Raw genomic sequence first — 16,880 nt, forward strand, 5'->3', positions numbered from 1 at the left:
AGGCCGCGGGCGGGCATGATCTCGTCGTGCAGTCGGGCGAGGGTGGGCGCCTCGTCGTCGAACGACCCGAGGTGCATGATCTGCAGGCAGCGGCCCTCGTCCAACCGCTGCACCCGCACCCGGTCGACGGGAACGTCCAGCCCGCGCGCGGCAGCCGCGGCGATGCCCTCGGTGATCGTCTCAGCGGCGACGACATCGGGCAGCGGGATCATCATCGTCCACTCCCACGCGCTCTTGTCCCGTGTCACGAACGTCGTCGGGTCGGCGCTGGACCACAGGCCCTCGAGCGGTCCGACCACGAAGGCTCCGCCGGTGGCGTGGCGGAACGCGGCGCGCACGGCATAGCCGGTCGTGTAGAGCGCCTGCACGGCGGCGAGGTACGCCGGTGACGTGTTCGGATCGCCGTGTCCGTCGACGGTGAGATAGGTGGTGGGGGGCACCACCACCTCGGTGAACTCCCGTGACCCCGGCCGGTAGAGCGCGGGCAGGTCGCGCTTGAGGTCGATCGCCCGGGGGCGGTCCGCGCTCACGATGCCGCCACCGGCTGCTGCAGGTCGACGACCCATCCTGCCCTGGGATCCTCGAACGGTGTCGTCAGATACACCTCGCGGCAGGTTCCCTCTGGCACCAGCCCGCGCGTCTCCACCTCGGAGACGAGCTGCTGCCAGGCCTGCTGGATGCCGCCCAGGTCCGGTCCGGTGTAGCGGGCCACCAGGGCTCGCGGCTCTGCCGCCACGACGACGGCCTCAAGCCCGTCGGGGACGGGCCCATCGCCGATCGGCTCGGCGGCGGCGGCGATGAGTCCGTCGCCGTCGGGGGTGTAGGTGGCGACCCCGGAGCCGGTGGGGCTGAGGCCCGCGCCCGAGATCGCGTCGGCGACGCGGGCGAACATGTCGCCCATGACGAGTTCGATCTGGTTCATCTCCTCGATACGTACGGACTCCCGAACCAGGCGCAGTTCGGGCAGCGCTTCCTCGGTGAACACGGGCATGGGCTTCTCCTTCTCGATCGCTCGGAGTCTCGCCTCGACCGACCGCAGCCGGTCACGGTCGGCGGTCAGCTGCTCGCGCAGTTCGTCGCGGCGACGGCGCAGCAGCACCGCCACCGCCTCTCCCGGCAGGTCGACGTCCAGCAGCCGGCCGACCTGCTCGAGGGTGAACCCGAGGTCTTTCAGGGCGATCAGCTGATTGGCGCGGTCGAGTTGGCTGGTGGAGTACGAGCGGTAGCCACTATGCGGATCGACCCGCTGCGGGCGCAGCAGGTCGAGCCGGTCGTAGTGGCGCAGCATCCGCACCGACACCCCGGCCAGGCGGGCGAACTCTCCGATGCTCAACATGGTGACCCCAGCACACAGCCTGACACGGTGTCAGGGTCAAGTGTGAGCGTTCACGCCGGACTCGCGCTGAACGCAGCTGCGGGACAGTCAGCAGACGGAGCGCATGCCAGAATGTGCGGGTGGTGAAAGAGATCCGGGCGGATGCGCGCATGCCGTCGCGGCTCGCGGGCGGGTACGTGCGGTGGCTGCTGACGCGTCCACTGTCGATCGTGCTCTCGGCGATCGTGGCCGCGGCGCTCGTGCTCGGACTCATCGCCGCCGCCCTGACACGAGAGGCGACGGCTCTGGCCAGCGTCGGCTTCCTGATCGTGATCGTGGCGCTTCTTCCGGTGATCGCCTTCACACAGACCCGAGCCGCCGTGCGGGCGGCCTACCCGGTCGGCCAGTCCGCCACCCTCGAACTGCTCGACGATCATCTGCACACCGCCTCGCGCCTGGGGGCGAGCGATGTGCGCTACGACGCGATCCGCCGCATCGACACGACCCCGACGTGCCTGCTGCTGCGTCTGAACGGCTCGCGCGTGGTGAACGTGTTCCCACGGGAGTTGTTCTCCGATGCCGATCTCGCGACGCTCCGTGAACGCGTCGCGGATGCCACGGCGCACGCCGACCGCTGACTGCGGCGCGCGTCACGTGCGCCGCTACCGCCGTGTCTGTTCGGAGCCCGAGAGTCGCTGGGCGAGGTAGATCGGGACGATCGAGACGACCACGAGGACGACCGCGATGACCGACACGATCGGCGCCTGGTTCGGCCGGAACATGTTATTGAGGATGAAGATCGGCAGGGTCGTGACTCCGGATCCTGCCGTGAACGTCGTCACGATGATCTCGTCGAACGACAACGCGAAGGCGAGCAGACCCCCCGCCAGCAGCGCCGAACGCAACTGCGGGAAGGTCACCAGGCGGAACGTCGTCCAGATGCCGGCCCCGAGATCGGCGGAGGCCTCTTCGAGGTTCGTGCCGGTGCGACGCAGCCGGGCGATCACGTTGTTGAACACCGTGACGATGCAGAAGGTGGCGTGCGCGATGATCACGGTCCAGATCGAGAGCGGGATGCCCATGATGGTGCGGAAGAAGTTGTTCAGGGCGATACCGGTGATGATCCCCGGCAGCGCGATCGGCAGAATCACGAGCAACGAGATCGCCTCGCGCCCGAAGAAGTCGAACCGCTGCAGCGCGAGCGAGATGAGGGTGCCGAGCACCAGGGCGATCCCGGTCGAGATGCTGGCGACCAGCACACTCGTGCCGACCGCCTCGAGCGCCCCCGCGCTCTGGAACGCGCGCCCCCACCATTCCAGCGTGAATCCCGGCGGCGGCCAGGTCAGCGACGTCGAGGTCGAGAAGGAGTTCACGACCACCACCATCAGCGGCAGGTACACCGCCACCAGGATCACGGCGGTCACGGTCGCGAGCACCACGCGGGCTGAGGTTCCCAGTCTCATGTCACAGTCCTCACGTGGGTCACAGGTTGTTGAGGGCGCCGGTGCGGCGCACCAGGGCCAGGTAGCCGAAGATGATGACGATCGGGATGAGCGCGATCGCCGCCGCGAGCGGCAGGTTGTTGGCGGCGCCGACGTTCGTGTAGACGAGGTTTCCGAGCATCTGGTTGGCGCCGCCGACGATGTTGACGGTGATGTAGTCGCCCAGCGACAGCGAGAAACTGAAGATCGTGCCCGCGACGATGGCGGGGAACGCGAGCGGCAGCACCACCGACCGCACGGTGCGCCAGGTGCGCCCGCCCAGGTCGGCCGAGGCCTCCAGCAGCGAGTCCGGCACCCGCTCCAGCCCGGCGTAGATCGGCAGGATCACGTACGGCAGCCACAGGTACGACAGCGTGATGACCGTCGCCGGCAGTCCGTAGCCGGGTGTGTGCAGACCCAGCGGGGCGAGCAGCCACTCCAGGATGCCATCCTGCGACAGCACCGACCGCCACGCGTACGCCTTGACGAGGTAGCTCGCCCACAGCGGCATGAGCACCGCGATGACCAGGATCCGCTGCACCCGCGGGGAGGCGACCTTGGCCATGTAGAACGCGATCGGCAACGCCAGGGCGACGTCGATGGCGGTGACCAGCGCGGCCACACCCACCGTCCGCAGCGTGACCGTCTGGTAGAGCGCGCCGGTGACCACCGTGACGATGTTGTCGACGGTCCACTCGGTGATGATCTCGCCGGTGAAACTGTCGACGCGCCAGAACGCGGTCACCAGCAGCAGCACGAGCGCGACGATGTAGACCAGTCCGAGCCAGAACAGGGGCGCGGTCAGCAGCAGCGACAGCCGCGCCCTCGGGTGCGTCGCCAGGAACGCCGATACCCGGCGCCACGGCGTCCGGGCCGGTGCCGGTACGGCTCGGGCCGGAGGGGAGATCGTCGACATGGGGTCCTCGGGTGGTGTCGATCGGGGGGCGGTGGATGCCGGGGAGCGCGAAGTTCCCCGGCATCCGTCTGGGCGTCAGCCCTTGATCTCGGTCCAGGCCGCCGTCCAGGCGGCGTAGTCGACGCACTCGACGTCGGTGCGGCCGTCGACGCACTCGGCGATCGGCGTGGTCCAGTACCAGATCTGTGAGGCGTATTCCTCGTCGCCGGCGTGGTAGGCCTCGCAGTCGTCGCGGAAGTCGCACGCGGCCAGACTCGACGGCGCCTCACCGAAGTAGGCGGTCGCGGCCGCGTTGGTCTCGGGGCTCGCAATCCAGTCCAGCCACGCGTACGCGCAGTTCGGGCTCTTCGCCTCGGACGCGATCATCCAGGTGTCCGACCAGCCGGTCGCCCCCTCTTCGGGCAGCACGACCTCGGTGGTCGCGCCCTCACCGGCGAGCACGTTCTGGATCACCTGCCACGTGGTGCCGGCGACCGAGTCACCGGTCTGGAACGCCTGGATCTCCTTGAGGTAGTCCGACCAGTACTCCCCGACGTGTTCCCGCTGGGCCTTGAGCAAGTCGACGGCGGCGGCGAACTGGGTCTCGTCCAGGGCGTAGGGGTTCTGGATGCCGAGGTCGGGCTGGTGGGCCATGAGGTACACGGCGGCGTCGGCGATGTAGATGGGCGAGTCGTACGCGGTGATCTTTCCGGAGTTGTCCCCGGCCTTGTCGAACACGACGTCCCACGAGGTCGGTGCCTCGGTGACCACCTCGGTGTTGTACATCAGCAGGTTCGCGCCGTACCCGTGTGGCACGCCGTACGAGACGCCGTCGACCGAGTTCCATTCCTTGTCCTTCAGGAAGTCGAACACGCCCGCGTAGCTCGGGATCAGGTCGGTGTTGACCGGTGCGACGTCCCCAGACGCGATCAGCCGTAGCGTCGCGTCACCGGAGGCGGCGACGACATCGTAGTCGCCGGTCTTCATCAGGTTGACCGCTTCGTCGCTGGTGCCGTAGGTCTTCGCCTCGACCATGCAGCCGGTCTTCTCCTCGAAGCCGCTCACCCAGTCGACGGTCGGGTCGTTGCTGCCGTCCTCGACGTAGCCGGGCCACGCCAGGATCGATACGCTGCCCTCGTAGTCGCCGAGGTCTTCGGCGGCCTGGGACGGCGTCGCGCCGGTGCCGCCGGACGTGCCGCAGCCGGCGAGCACGGCGATCGAGCCGATCGCGACGACGGTGGCGGCGACGCGCGCACCTCGGGTGGTGTGCATCATGGTGTTCCTCTCGGTGTGCTGTGGTGTGATGTCCGGGGCGGATGCCCAGGCCTGTGGCGTCAGGGGGCGGCGAGGGCGACGACGTCGGCGTCGTGCCAGACGACGTGCACGCGTTCGCCGCGGTCTTCCCGGTCGGCCCGCGTGCGGTCGTTCGGTTCGAGCACCGTCACGCGCGGGCCGGCGTCGAGGTCGACGACGCGGCGGATGCCGGTGCCGATGTAGATCGACTCGACGAGTGTTCCCGCGGCGGATCGCTCGGTCGGGGCTGTGGCGGCGCGCTCGGCGAGGGTCATCTTCTCGGGGCGGAGGGAGAATTGCCCAGTGCGGCCGAGCACTGCGGCGGCCTCGTCCGCCTCGAACAGGTTCGAGGTGCCGACGAAGTCGGCGACGAAGCGGGATGCGGGCCGCTCGTAGAGGTCTCGCGGCGTGCCGAGCTGCACGATGCCGCCGTCGTGGAAGACCGCCACCCGGTCGGAGAGGGTCAGCGCCTCCTCCTGGTCGTGGGTGACGAAGATGAAGGTGATGCCGAGGTCGCGCTGGATCTGCTTGAGTTCGACCTGCATCTGCTCGCGCAGCTTCAGGTCGAGGGCGCCGAGCGGTTCGTCGAGCAGCAGCACTTTGGGTTCGACGACCGTGGCCCGAGCCAGCGCGACCCGCTGGCGCTGGCCGCCGGACAGCTGCGAGGGCTTGCGGGCGGCGAACGGGTCGAGGCGCACCGCCGCGAGGGCGCGCATCGCGCGCTCGCGTCGCTCGGTGCGGCCGACGCCGCGCACGCGCAGTCCGTACGCGACGTTGTCGAGCACCGTCATGTGCGGAAACAGCGCGTAGTCCTGGAAGACGGTGTTGACGTCGCGGTCGAACGGCGCACGTTCGGTGACGTCCACACCGAACAGCTCGATCGTGCCCGCGGTCGGCTGTTCGAACCCGGCGATGAGGCGCAGCACGGTCGTCTTGCCCGAGCCGGAGGGGCCGAGCATCGAGAAGCACTCACCCGCGGCGATGTCGAGGTCGACGCGGTCGCCCGCGGTCACGGCGCCGAACGACTTGGTGAGTCCGGTCAGCCGGATGGCGGGCTGCTGATCACTCATGCACGAATCTCCTTCGATCTCCTGCAACTAAATGATATGGAACCATATGTCTATACGGGATCGCTCATTTTACGGTCGTGTCACGGTTGACGAGATCGGGTTCGTCGCCGCGTCGACGGGAGTCTCGCCTTGCCCCACACGACCGGGAGATCCGACGCCGCGTACGCCGTCGTGTTCTCCCCCCTGGACGGCGCCGGACGCGCCGAACTGGTGCAGCAGCGACTCACCGACGCCATCGTCAGCGGCATCCTGCGCGACGGCGAACGGCTGCCGAGCGAGTCCGATCTCTCGCGGAGCTTCGGTGTCGCGCTGGTGACCGCGCGCGAAGCGCTTGAGGGCATGCGCGACAAGGGGCTGGTGATCACGCGCCGCGGTCGCGACGGGGGCAGCTTCGTCACCTTCGACCACGACGTCTCCACGCGCGTCTTCCAGCGACGCCTCCGGGAACACAGCCGAATCGAGCTGCGCGACATGGTGCTGCACGTCTCGGCGATCGCCGGGACGGCGGCCGAGACGGCGACCGAGCGCGCCACCGACGACGACATCGCCGCTCTGGAGCGCCTGGCGGCGGGTGCCGACCTGTCCACCGGGGGCGGCGCCCGCCGCGCAGTGGGCAGGTTTCACCTGGAGGTCGCCGCGATCAGTCAGTCACCGCGGCTGGTGCACGAAGAGGTCCGGCTCCAGAGCGAAGCCGGGCCGCTGCTGTGGATGTGCCTCCAGCACCAGGAGCACCGCGACCGCGCCGCGCGGGCCTGGGCGGAGGTCATCGCAGCCCTGCGGCGGTTCACCCCCGGTGAGGCCCGCACCGCCACGATCGCCCACATCGACGACGCCTTCCACTGGCTGCTCGACGAACGCGCCCGCGTGGACGGACTGGCTGCCCCCGCGACCGAGGAGCACAGCCCATGACCCGTACTTCCGCAACACGGGCAGCCGAGATCGCCGCGCGCATCGCGACGACCATCGACGACATCTTCGCGACCGTCGATCGATGGCGGGTCACGCTCGAGCGTGCCCTCGACGACGGGATGCCGCTGGCCGCGGCATCCGTGGACCCCCTGGTGGAGTCCTTCGCGGTCCCCGCCGTGGCTGGCGGCACGCTCGTCACGGGGGCGGGGTTCGTGGCGACGCCGGGGGTGCTCAGCGACGCACACTGGCATCTCGCCTGGTGGCTGGGCGGCTCCCCCGGGCTGCGGCGGCTCGCGACGATCGACGATCCGCACCACGACCAGTTCCGCGACTACACCACCCTGGAGTGGTGGCGGGTGCCGACCTCGACCGGGAACCTGCATGTGACCGGCCCCTACGTCGACTACCTCTGCACCGACGACTACGCTGTGACGATCACGGTCCCCGTCCGCCACGCGAGCAGCCAGGTCGGCCTCGTCGGCGCGGACGCGCTGGTCGACCGGCTCGAACGCGAGATCCTGCCGGTGCTGCGCACCGCCGAGGGTCCGGCATCCGTCGTCAACGCGTCGGCGCGGGTCGTGACCTCCACCGACGCGCGGCGCGAACCGGGCTCGTTGATGCGCGAGCCCGGCATCCTCGACGCGGTCCGCGAGGCGGTGGCCGTGGCCGCGAAGCCCGGCACGCGCCCGCCCGTGCAGACCGGAGCGGTGCGCGTGCTGGCGTGTGGCGACACCTCGCTCGCGCTCGTTCTGGGCGCCTGAGCGGGCCCACGGCTAGGCCCAGCGGCGGCACCACTCGTACATCACGACGGCTGCGGCGGCGCTCGCGTTGATCGAGCGGGTCGACCCGTACTGCGTGATCTCGACGACGCCCGATGCCGCCGCCACCGCGTCGGACGACAGCCCTGGCCCCTCCTGGCCGAACAGCAGCACGCACCGCTCGGGCAGGTCGGCGCGGTCGACCGGCACGGAACCGGCCACGTTGTCGACGGCGACGATCGGGATACCGGCACCGTCGGCCCAGGTCGCGAATGCGGCCACGTCGGGGTGATGGCGCACATGCTGGTAGCGGTCGGTGACCATCGCCCCGCGGCGGTTCCATCGGCGCTTCCCGACGATGTGCACCTCGGCTGCGCCGAACGCGTTCGCACTGCGGACGATCGATCCGATGTTCAGGTCGTGCTGCCAGTTCTCGATCGCGACGTGGAACGGATGCCGGCGCGCATCGAGATCGGCGACGATGGCCTCCATCGACCAGTATCGATAGCGGTCGATCACGTTCCGGCGGTCGCCGTGGGCGAGCAGCTCCCGGTCGTACCGGACGTCGTCCGGCCAGGCATCCGCTCCACCCGGCCACGGTCCGACGCCGACCACCGGTTCACTGTCCGGTTCGGGCGCGTCGGTCACCCGCTCAGGCTACCCGGCGAGAACCGGGCGCCCGGCACCGAAGGCGGCACCCGCGGCGCTAAAGTTTTCGGTATGCCGAAAAATGCGGTGCGCGAGGCACCGGCCCGCGCACGCCGGGTGGCGTGGCTCCTCGGGCCGGCGCTCGTGGCGGGCGTCGCCTACCTCGACCCGGGGAACGTGGCCAGCAACATGACCGCCGGCGCGCGCTACGGCTACCTGCTGGTGTGGGTCGTCGTGCTCGGCAACGCGATGGCCTGGCTGATCCAGTACCTGTCGGCCAAGCTCGGTGTGGTCACCGGTCGGAGCCTCGCCGAGACGCTCGGCGAGCGCATGCGCAGCCCCACCGGACGCCGCGCGTACTGGCTGCAGGCGGAGCTGGTCGCCATGGCCACCGACGTCGCCGAGGTGATCGGCGGCGCCGTCGCCCTGTGGCTGCTGTTCGGTGTGCCGCTCCTGTGGGGCGGGGTGATCACCGGGGGCGTCTCGGTCGTGCTGCTGTTCGTGCAGGCCCGGCGCGGCGCGCGCGCCTTCGAACTCGTCATCATCGGACTGCTCGCGACCATCACCCTCGGGTTCACGTACGGTGTGTTCCTCGCTCCGCCGGACCCCGCTGCCGTCGTGGGGGGCTTGGTCCCCCGCTTCGAGGGGACCGATTCGGTCTTGCTGGCCGCGTCGATCCTCGGCGCGACGATCATGCCGCACGCCATCTACGCCCACAGCGCACTGGCGCGAGACCGGTTCGCCCCGGCCGCCGAGGCCGGCTCCGCCGCCGCGACGCTGGGGCACCGCCGCGGCATCGCGACGGCGCGGTTGCTGCGCGCCACCCGCTGGGACGTCACGGTCGCCCTCGTCGTCGCCGGCACCGTGAACCTCGCCATGCTGCTGCTGGCCGCGACCACCCTGGCCGGTGTGCCGGGCACCGATTCGCTCGAGGGCGCCCACGCGGCGTTGGGCGCGAGCCTCGGCCCCGCCGTGGCGACGTTGTTCGCGGTCGGGCTGCTCGCGAGCGGTCTGGCCAGCACGGCCGTCGGCGCGTACGCCGGCGCCGAGCTCATGGACGCGCTGCTGCGGGTGCGGGTGCCGCTCCTGACCCGGCGCCTGGTGACGATGGCGCCGGCGTTGATCGTGCTCGGGCTCGGCGTCGACCCCACCCTCGCGCTGGTGCTCAGTCAGGTGGTGCTGAGTTTCGGCATCCCGTTCGCGCTCATCCCGCTCGTCTCGCTGACCGCCCGCGCCGACGTGCTGGGCGTGTACCGCAACCGGGCGGTCACCACGGCCGCGGGCGTGGCCGCAGCCGTGCTCCTCATCGGCCTCAACGGGATGCTGCTGTGGCTGGTCTTCGCGGGCCGATAGCGCCCCGGTACCCTAAGACGTGCCTTCCGCCGCGATCGACGACTACCTCAAGACGATCTACCACCACACCGAGTGGCAGTCCACGCCGATCACGCCCTCCCAGCTGGCGGGAGTGCTGGGCCTGGCGCCGTCCACGGTCACCGAGATGGTGCAGAAGCTCGCGGTGCAAGACCTCGTGGCCCACCGCCCGTACGGTCCGGTCACGCTGACCGATGCGGGCCGGCTGCGCGCCGCCGCGATCATCCGCCGCCACCGGCTGATCGAAACGTGGCTGGTGCAGGAGTTCGGCTACACCTGGGACGAGGTGCACGACGAGGCCGAGGTCTTGGAGCACACCATCAGCGATCGCCTGCTCGACCGCATCTCGGAGCGCCTCGGCCACCCCCGGTTCGATCCGCACGGTGACGCGATCCCGGATGCCGCCGGCCGGGCGCAGCGCGAGGCATTCGTCCTGCTGGGCGAGGCGCCGATCGGTCACAGCGGGCGGGTGTTGCGGGTGAGCGATCGCGATGCCGACCTGCTGCGTGCGATCGAAGACGCCGGAATCGGCGTGGGGCACATCGTGACCGTCACCGGTCGCGATGCCGTGCGCATCGACGGCGGCGCGACGGTGACGCTGCCGACCGCCGCCACGAGCGCAGTGTGGCTGACCCGCTGAGTCCGTCGCGCGGTCAGCGGGCGCGAGCGCGCGAGGCCTTGAGGTAGGGCCACTCGGTGCGGGTTGCCTCCTGGCAGAAGTCCCACAGGCGGGCGCCGAGGTCGAGGTCGCGCGTGATCCGGGCCGGTGTCGCGGGCCGCGGAAGCCCGGACAGCGCCCGCGACGGCCCCCAGAACTGCCCCCCTTCGACGTCGGGGTCGACGAGCGCGCGCACCAGCGACCACGCGCCCCGCTCCTTCGACTGCGAGACCGGCGCCTGCAAGTTGTCGGTGAACCGCTTCCACCGACCGGGTACGTTGACCCCGACGACGCCACGCGTGCGCCCACTGATCGCGTACCCCGGATGGGCGACGACGCTGTCCACCGGGACGTTGGCGGCGCGCAGCCGCCGGTCGGCTTCGAACCCGAGCGCCGTGGTGGCCACCTTCGACTGCACGTAGGCGCGCCACGGCGAGTACCCCTGTTCCAGCTCGGGGTCGAGCGCGCCGATCGCCGTCAACGATGTCGAGATGGATCCGACCCAGACCAGCCGGCCGCGCCCGGCTGCCAGCGGCAGCAGCAGCGCGCCGGCCAAGGCGTAGTGCCCGAGGGCGTTGGTCGCGAACACCAGCTCGTGCCCGTCACGGGTGACCTCCCGGTGGCGCGGGGCGCGCACGATCCCGGCGTTCAGCAGGATGCCGTGCAGTCCCTTCCGGGATCGGACGGTCGCCGCGGCGGCGCGCACCGACCCGAGGTTGCTGGTGTCGAGCAGGAGGGTCTCGACGGAGGCATCCGGGTACTGTCGCTGCACGGCGACGCGCGCCGCGGCGAGCCGGTTCGGGTTGCGTCCGCTCATGATGACGTGGCCACCCGCCGCGGCCACCTGCAGCGAAGCGAAGAACCCCAGTCCCGCGCTCGACCCGGTGATCAGATACCGCTTGCCGTCCAGATCGGGTAGTAGCTCCGGGTCCCACACATCTCGTCCCACACCCATGAGACTACGGGGCGGGGCGACCATTACGCTGACCCCGTACGATAGTCGGCACCGGAGGTGGGTCGTGAACGAGTTCGAACAGACGTTGCTGTTCGCCACGACCGGTCTGATCGGCACCGCATCGCTGATCGTGGTGATCGTGCATTTTCTCCGTCGCCGCCGCGACGACGACTGATCCCGGCCGCTACTGCGGGTCGAGTCCGAGGTCGTCCAGATCGATCGCGGCAAGCCACTGCAAGCCCGCCGCTTCGACGGCGGCCTGGGCGCCGGTCTTGCGGTCGACGATGACGGCGACGGCGACCGGGTCGGCCCCCTCGCGCCGCAACGCTTCGACCGCCTTGAGTGCCGACTGCCCTGTGGTGGAGGTGTCTTCCACCACGACGACACGCTTACCGACGACATCGGCACCCTCCACCTGCCGCCCTCGCCCATGGTCCTTGGGCTCCTTGCGGACGACGAACGCGTCCAGCGGACGCCCGGCACGCACCGACTCGTGCAGGACGGCGTTGGCGATGGGGTCGGCGCCGAGCGTGAGTCCGCCGACGGCGACGATGTCCTCGACGTCGCGGATCAGGTCGAGCATGATCCGCCCGATCGCGGGGGCCGCACGGTGGTCGAGGGTGAGCTTGCGCATGTCGACGTAGTACGACGCCTTCTTGCCGCTGGCGAGCGTGAAATCGCCGTGGAACACCGCCTCGTCGCCGATGAGTGCGATGAGTGCCTGACGGTCGGATTCGAGTTCGGGCGTCGAAGAGAAGCTCATGGAACGAGTGTACGGATGCCGGCGCGTTTACATATTTGTAAAGAAGTGGCATTCTTTCCCTCGAAATCGGCGCTCAGGACAGAACATGTGACCGCCGTCCCCATAGGTTTGTGGTGTCGGCCGGGCCACGGTGCCTGGCCGCCCGCATGAGAGCGCCCGGGCCGCCACCGGCCCGGCAACGACACGACATTGAGGAACAGGACGAATGACGCGCATCGGCATCGTCGCTGAGCAGCCAGCGGAAAGCAGGGTCGCGGCATCGCCGACGACCGTCGAGAAGATCATCGCCCTGGGGTACCGGGTGTCGGTCGAAGCCGGCGCCGGCGCGGCCGCGGCCTTCCCCGATGCCGCCTACGCGGCGGCGGGGGCCGAGATCGCCGATGTCGCGACCGCGTGGTCCGCCGACGTGGTCCTGAAGATCGCGGCCCCCACCGATGCCGAGATCGCACGGCTGGCCGCCGGCGCGACGGTGGTCGCGACGCTCAGCCCGGCGCTGCACCCGGAACTGCTGGAGAAGCTCGCCGCGCGCGGCGTGACCGCGTTGGCGATGGACGCCGTGCCGCGGATATCGCGGGCGCAGTCCATGGACGTGCTCAGCTCGATGGCGAACATCTCCGGGTACCGCGCGGTCGTGGAGGCGGCGCACGAGTTCGGCCGGTTCTTCACCGGCCAGGTGACGGCGGCGGGCAAGGTGCCGCCGGCGAAGGTGCTGGTGGCGGGTGCCGGCGTGGCGGGTCTGGCCGCGAGCGGGGCGGCCTCGAGCCTGGGCGCCATCGTGCGCGCCACCGACCCGCGGCCCGAGGTCGCCGACCAGGTGGCCTCGATCGGTGGCGAGTACCTCGAGGTCGTCGTCCCCGACGAGCAGAAAGAGGTCTCCAGCGACGGGTACGCGAAGGCGACCAGCGAGGCCTACGACCGGCGCGCCGCCGAGATCTACTCGGAGCAGGCCGCCGATGTCGACATCGTCATCACGACGGCACTCATCCCGGGGCGGGCGGCTCCGCGGCTGATCACCGCGGCCGACGTCGCCTCAATGCGGCCCGGAAGCGTCATCGTCGACATGGCGGCCGCGCAGGGCGGCAACGTGGAGGGGTCGGTCGCCGGCGAGCGTGTCGTCACCGGCAACGGCGTCATCATCCTGGGGTTCACCGATCTGCCCAGCCGGCTGCCGCAGCAGGCCTCGCAGCTGTACGGCACCAACCTGCTGAACCTGCTGAAGCTTCTCACCCCCGGCAAGGACGGGCAGCTCACGATCGATTTCGACGACATCGTGCAGCGTTCGGTGACGGTCGTCCGCGACGGCGAGGTCACCTGGCCGCCGCCGCCCGCTCAGGTGTCGGCGGCGCCGGCCGCCGCGCCGGCCGACGTCGCACCGCCGGAGCCGAAGAAGACGATGTCGCAGACCGCGAAGTCGTGGCTGATCGGGGTGGGCATCGCGGCACTGTTCGCCGTGTGCGCGATCGCGCCGCCGCCGTTGCCGCAGCACTTCCTGGTGCTGACACTGTCGGTCGTGGTGGGCTTCTACGTCATCGGCAAGGTGGCCCACGCCCTGCACACACCGTTGATGAGCGTCACCAACGCGATCAGCGGCATCATCGTGGTCGGCGCGATGGTGCAGATCACGGCGGATGATCTGGTCGTCCAGATCCTCGCCGCCGTCGCGGTGCTCGTGGCATCGATCAACATCTTCGGCGGTTTTGCCGTGACCCGCCGAATGCTCGGCATGTTCCAGAAGGAGGGTGACCGATGAGCCTCGCCGCTTCTATCGCCGGTGCGGCATATATCGTCGCCGCCCTTCTGTTCATCATGAGTCTCGCGGGGCTCAGCAAGCACGAGACGGCTCGCCGCGGCGTCGCATACGGGATCGTCGGCATGGCGATCGCGCTGGTGGCCACGGTCTGGCTGACCGCCTCCGCTGCGTGGGGCACCTCGTCGGGCACGGTGGGGCTCACCCTGCTGGCCGCGGCGGTCGCCGTCGGCGCGGTGATCGGGCTGTGGCGGGCCCGGGTGGTCGAGATGACCGGGATGCCGGAGTTGATCGCGCTGCTGCACTCGTTCGTGGGTCTTGCCGCCGTGCTGGTCGGCTGGAACGGGCACCTGTACGACTCGGGTCTCACGGGTTCGCTCGCTGACATCCACCACGCCGAGGTCTTCATCGGGGTGTTCATCGGCGGGGTGACCTTCACCGGGTCGATCGTCGCGTTCCTGAAGCTCTCCGGCCGGATGAGTTCAAAGCCGCTCGTGCTCCCGGGCAAGAACGTGATGAACCTCGGTGCGCTCGTGGTGTTCATTGCGCTGACCGTCTGGTACGTGCTGACGCCGAACCTCGGGCTGCTGGTCGCAGTGACCGCGATCGCGCTGCTGCTGGGGTGGCACCTGGTCGCCTCCATCGGCGGCGGCGACATGCCGGTCGTCGTCTCGATGCTCAACAGCTATTCCGGCTGGGCTGCCGCTGCCGCCGGGTTCCTGCTCAACAACGACTTGCTCATCGTCACCGGTGCGCTGGTGGGATCGTCGGGTGCGTACCTGTCGTACATCATGTGCCGGGCGATGAACCGCTCGTTCCTCTCGGTGATCGCCGGCGGGTTCGGGATCGAAGCGCCCAAGGGCGGCGAGGAGGACCACGGCGAGCACCGCGAGACCGACTTCGAGACGGTCGCCGACATGCTCGCGAACGCCTCGTCGGTGGTCATCACGCCCGGCTACGGCATGGCGGTCGCGCAGGCCCAGTACCCGGTGGCCGAGCTGACCAGTCGGCTGCGCGAGCGCGGGGTGGACGTCCGATTCGGCATCCACCCCGTGGCGGGGCGCCTCCCCGGCCACATGAACGTGCTGCTGGCCGAAGCGAAGGTGCCGTACGACGTCGTGCTGGAGATGGACGAGATCAACGACGACCTGGCCGACACCGACGTCGTGCTGGTGATCGGCGCGAACGACACCGTCAACCCCGCCGCAGCCGAGGACCCCGGCTCCCCCATCGCCGGCATGCCGGTGCTGCGGGTGTGGGAAGCGGAGAACGTCGTCGTGTTCAAGCGTTCGATGGCTTCCGGGTACGCCGGCGTGCAGAACCCACTGTTCTTCCGGGACAACGCCCAGATGCTCTTCGGCGACGCGAAGGACCGCGTGGAAGACATCCTGCGCGTGCTCTGACCCGCAGCACCCGGCCGTCGGCTACGGTCGAGTGCCATGAGGCGCTGGCGCGACGCGCAGGTGAGTGTGGAGGAGGCTTCGCTGGGCGGCGCGGATTTCACGATGTACCTGAGTCCTCAGTCGTACGAGATGACTGACCAGTCCGTGGGGTGGGTGGTCCTGGCCGACACCGACGGGACCATCCGCACGATCGCGACCGCGGGCATGGACACCGCCAGCCTGACCTGGACCGACGCCGGCCTGCACCCCCGGCCGCACTCACGACACCGGCGACGAAACCCCCCTCCTCACCATCGACGACCTCAACAACATCCGCGGACAAAGCCTCGTCATCCGCGGCACCGCCATCGCCCCCACCCACCAATAACCGGCCACCGACGTCGGGGGCCCGCAACCGTGTCCGCCGAAATCCCTACATCCTTCCCCGCCGCCGCGCGGCTACGGTCGGGAGTACGTCGCCGAGTCGGTGGCGCTCGACGGAGAGAGGGATCATGAATCGCAGGGGGATCATTACCGCGGCTGTCGCCGCGATTGTGCTGAGTGTGGGTGTGGTGGCCGGACCGGCGCACGCGGGCGATGGGCTGGACGAGCTCGTCGCGTTGAACCCGGGAACGACACGAGAGGGTGTCGAACAACTCGTGCGGGATGTCGCGGCGCAGACCGGTTCGACCCCGGCGGCGGTCGCCGATCAGATGCTCGCTGAGGCGCGAGAGTCCGTGGCGGCATCCGGATCGTCGAGCGGGCGCGCCACGTCGAACGACGCGGTCCCGTCAGGCAGCGGCGGCGGCGGCGGCACGACCATCCTCAAGAATGGGGAACGCCGAGGTGACATTTTCGTGTCGCCCTCATCGACGCTGTTCGTGAATCACGGACACACCGGCATCTACTACACCACCCGCACGATAGTCGAGGCGCCCGGGCTCGGTAAGAAGAGCCGTTCGGCGTCCGCCAGCACGCTACCGGTCGGCAGGGGCGCGGTGAAGCAGTACGTCAAGACCTCGCAGACCAATCGCACCGCGGCAGCCACTTACGCCTACACGAACTTGCGCGGCAAGGCCTACAACGCGAACTTCGCGTTCAACAAGGATCGCCACGGAGCGAAGATGAACTGCTCGCAGTTGGTCTGGGCCGCGTACATCATCAAGACGCGACTCGACCTCGACGGAAACGGCGGGCTCGGTGTCTACCCGTACAACATCAAGGACTCGAAGTACACCGTCACCTACAGAACACTGTGAGGCGCTCACCGAACGTGTGGGGCCGCACCGGGCGGGTGCGGCCCCACCTGAGGCGCTGGGGTGTGGTGATGGTGTCGGGTGGGTTGTTGGCGGCGTTGGCCGGGTGCGGTGGCAGTGCGGGGGTGCTGCGTGATGCGCAGGTGAGTACGGAGGAGGCATCGCTGGGCGGCGCGGATTTCGCGATGTACCTGAGTCCGCAGTCGTACGAGATGACCGACCAGTCCGTGGGGTGGGTGGTGCTGGCCGACACCGACGGGGAGCTTGTCAAGTACTTTGTGTATGCGAGTTCCGGAATGTTTTAGTTGATGTGTCTGGTAAGCCGGTCGGGGTGGGCGAGTGCGAGGGCGTTGAGGGCTGCTTTCCAGCCCTGGATCTG

Annotated in this window: 18 protein-coding genes; 9 read left to right on the forward strand and 9 right to left on the reverse strand. The window is 69.7% G+C overall.

Annotated elements, in window-relative coordinates; genetic code table 11:
• Together ACK5KK_RS00105 and ACK5KK_RS00110 are read right to left on the reverse strand one after the other, a co-directional pair.
• Nucleotides 1-530: GyrI-like domain-containing protein (locus ACK5KK_RS00105; RefSeq protein ID WP_416888060.1), on the reverse strand; the 530-nt coding region annotated here is incomplete at its 3' end.
• Nucleotides 527-1,336 (reverse strand): MerR family transcriptional regulator, encoded by an 810-nt coding sequence (locus ACK5KK_RS00110; protein ID WP_416888061.1) that lies wholly within the window; start codon nucleotides 1,334-1,336, stop codon nucleotides 527-529. The genes ACK5KK_RS00105 and ACK5KK_RS00110, both read right to left, overlap by 4 nt.
• A 119-nt stretch (nucleotides 1,337-1,455) precedes the next feature.
• Between ACK5KK_RS00110 and ACK5KK_RS00115 the strand changes: the two genes are divergently transcribed.
• A complete protein-coding gene (locus tag ACK5KK_RS00115; RefSeq protein ID WP_416888062.1) occupies nucleotides 1,456-1,953 on the forward strand; it encodes a YcxB family protein in 498 nt (165 codons plus the stop codon).
• A 24-nt stretch (nucleotides 1,954-1,977) separates the two neighbouring features.
• Here the strand turns inward: ACK5KK_RS00115 and ACK5KK_RS00120 are convergent, their stop codons facing one another.
• From ACK5KK_RS00120 to ACK5KK_RS00135, 4 genes are all read right to left on the reverse strand, one after another.
• Nucleotides 1,978-2,778: an ABC transporter permease gene (locus ACK5KK_RS00120; protein WP_416888063.1), complete on the reverse strand. Its 801-nt coding sequence runs from the start codon at nucleotides 2,776-2,778 to the stop codon at nucleotides 1,978-1,980.
• Nucleotides 2,779-2,797: 19 nt separating this feature from the next.
• Nucleotides 2,798-3,712 (reverse strand): ABC transporter permease, encoded by a 915-nt coding sequence (locus ACK5KK_RS00125; protein ID WP_416888064.1) that lies wholly within the window; start codon nucleotides 3,710-3,712, stop codon nucleotides 2,798-2,800.
• A 75-nt stretch (nucleotides 3,713-3,787) separates the two neighbouring features.
• Nucleotides 3,788-4,966, reverse strand: coding sequence for an ABC transporter substrate-binding protein (locus ACK5KK_RS00130; RefSeq protein ID WP_416888065.1), 1,179 nt, complete (start codon nucleotides 4,964-4,966; stop codon nucleotides 3,788-3,790).
• Nucleotides 4,967-5,025: 59 nt separating this feature from the next.
• Nucleotides 5,026-6,054 carry an ABC transporter ATP-binding protein gene (locus tag ACK5KK_RS00135; protein ID WP_416888066.1) on the reverse strand — a complete coding sequence of 343 codons (1,029 nt, stop codon included), beginning with the start codon at nucleotides 6,052-6,054 and terminating at the stop codon, nucleotides 5,026-5,028.
• A gap of 129 nt (nucleotides 6,055-6,183) precedes the next feature.
• Between ACK5KK_RS00135 and ACK5KK_RS00140 the strand changes: the two genes are divergently transcribed.
• Nucleotides 6,184-6,963, forward strand: a complete 780-nt coding sequence (locus ACK5KK_RS00140) for a FadR/GntR family transcriptional regulator (RefSeq protein WP_416888067.1) — start codon at nucleotides 6,184-6,186, stop codon at nucleotides 6,961-6,963.
• Nucleotides 6,960-7,724 (forward strand): cache domain-containing protein, encoded by a 765-nt coding sequence (locus tag ACK5KK_RS00145; protein WP_416888068.1) that lies wholly within the window; start codon nucleotides 6,960-6,962, stop codon nucleotides 7,722-7,724. Before ACK5KK_RS00140 ends, ACK5KK_RS00145 begins: the two co-directional genes overlap by 4 nt.
• A gap of 12 nt (nucleotides 7,725-7,736) precedes the next feature.
• Here ACK5KK_RS00145 and ACK5KK_RS00150 read toward each other — a convergent pair whose 3' ends face one another.
• A complete protein-coding gene (locus tag ACK5KK_RS00150) occupies nucleotides 7,737-8,369 on the reverse strand; it encodes a TrmH family RNA methyltransferase (RefSeq protein ID WP_416888069.1) in 633 nt (210 codons plus the stop codon).
• Nucleotides 8,370-8,441: 72 nt separating this feature from the next.
• Here ACK5KK_RS00150 and ACK5KK_RS00155 point away from each other — a divergent pair, with 72 nt between their 5' ends.
• A complete protein-coding gene (locus tag ACK5KK_RS00155; RefSeq protein WP_416888070.1) occupies nucleotides 8,442-9,722 on the forward strand; it encodes an Nramp family divalent metal transporter in 1,281 nt (426 codons plus the stop codon).
• Nucleotides 9,723-9,741: 19 nt separating this feature from the next.
• Entirely contained in the window at nucleotides 9,742-10,380 is a 639-nt protein-coding gene (locus ACK5KK_RS00160; RefSeq protein ID WP_416888071.1) for a metal-dependent transcriptional regulator, read from the forward strand.
• A gap of 13 nt (nucleotides 10,381-10,393) precedes the next feature.
• Here ACK5KK_RS00160 and ACK5KK_RS00165 read toward each other — a convergent pair whose 3' ends face one another.
• Together ACK5KK_RS00165 and pyrE are read right to left on the reverse strand one after the other, a co-directional pair.
• Entirely contained in the window at nucleotides 10,394-11,347 is a 954-nt protein-coding gene (locus tag ACK5KK_RS00165; protein ID WP_416888072.1) for an SDR family NAD(P)-dependent oxidoreductase, read from the reverse strand.
• A 190-nt stretch (nucleotides 11,348-11,537) separates the two neighbouring features.
• Nucleotides 11,538-12,116, reverse strand: a complete 579-nt coding sequence (gene pyrE / locus ACK5KK_RS00170) for an orotate phosphoribosyltransferase (protein WP_416888073.1) — start codon at nucleotides 12,114-12,116, stop codon at nucleotides 11,538-11,540.
• A 205-nt stretch (nucleotides 12,117-12,321) separates the two neighbouring features.
• Here pyrE and ACK5KK_RS00175 point away from each other — a divergent pair, with 205 nt between their 5' ends.
• From ACK5KK_RS00175 to ACK5KK_RS00190, 4 genes are all read left to right on the forward strand, one after another.
• The gene (locus ACK5KK_RS00175; protein WP_416888074.1) at nucleotides 12,322-13,866 is read left to right on the forward strand and encodes a Re/Si-specific NAD(P)(+) transhydrogenase subunit alpha; all 1,545 of its coding nucleotides are present in this window, start codon (nucleotides 12,322-12,324) and stop codon (nucleotides 13,864-13,866) included.
• Nucleotides 13,863-15,266, forward strand: a complete 1,404-nt coding sequence (pntB, locus tag ACK5KK_RS00180) for a Re/Si-specific NAD(P)(+) transhydrogenase subunit beta (protein ID WP_416888075.1) — start codon at nucleotides 13,863-13,865, stop codon at nucleotides 15,264-15,266. Before ACK5KK_RS00175 ends, pntB begins: the two co-directional genes overlap by 4 nt.
• A 491-nt stretch (nucleotides 15,267-15,757) precedes the next feature.
• Nucleotides 15,758-16,504: a hypothetical protein gene (locus ACK5KK_RS00185; RefSeq protein WP_416888076.1), complete on the forward strand. Its 747-nt coding sequence runs from the start codon at nucleotides 15,758-15,760 to the stop codon at nucleotides 16,502-16,504.
• Nucleotides 16,501-16,806: a hypothetical protein gene (locus ACK5KK_RS00190; RefSeq protein WP_416888077.1), complete on the forward strand. Its 306-nt coding sequence runs from the start codon at nucleotides 16,501-16,503 to the stop codon at nucleotides 16,804-16,806. Before ACK5KK_RS00185 ends, ACK5KK_RS00190 begins: the two co-directional genes overlap by 4 nt.
• The last annotated feature ends 74 nt before the right edge of the window (nucleotides 16,807-16,880 follow it).

Source organism: Microbacterium sp. (genome assembly GCF_047972865.1).
Lineage (GTDB): Bacteria > Actinomycetota > Actinomycetes > Actinomycetales > Microbacteriaceae > Microbacterium.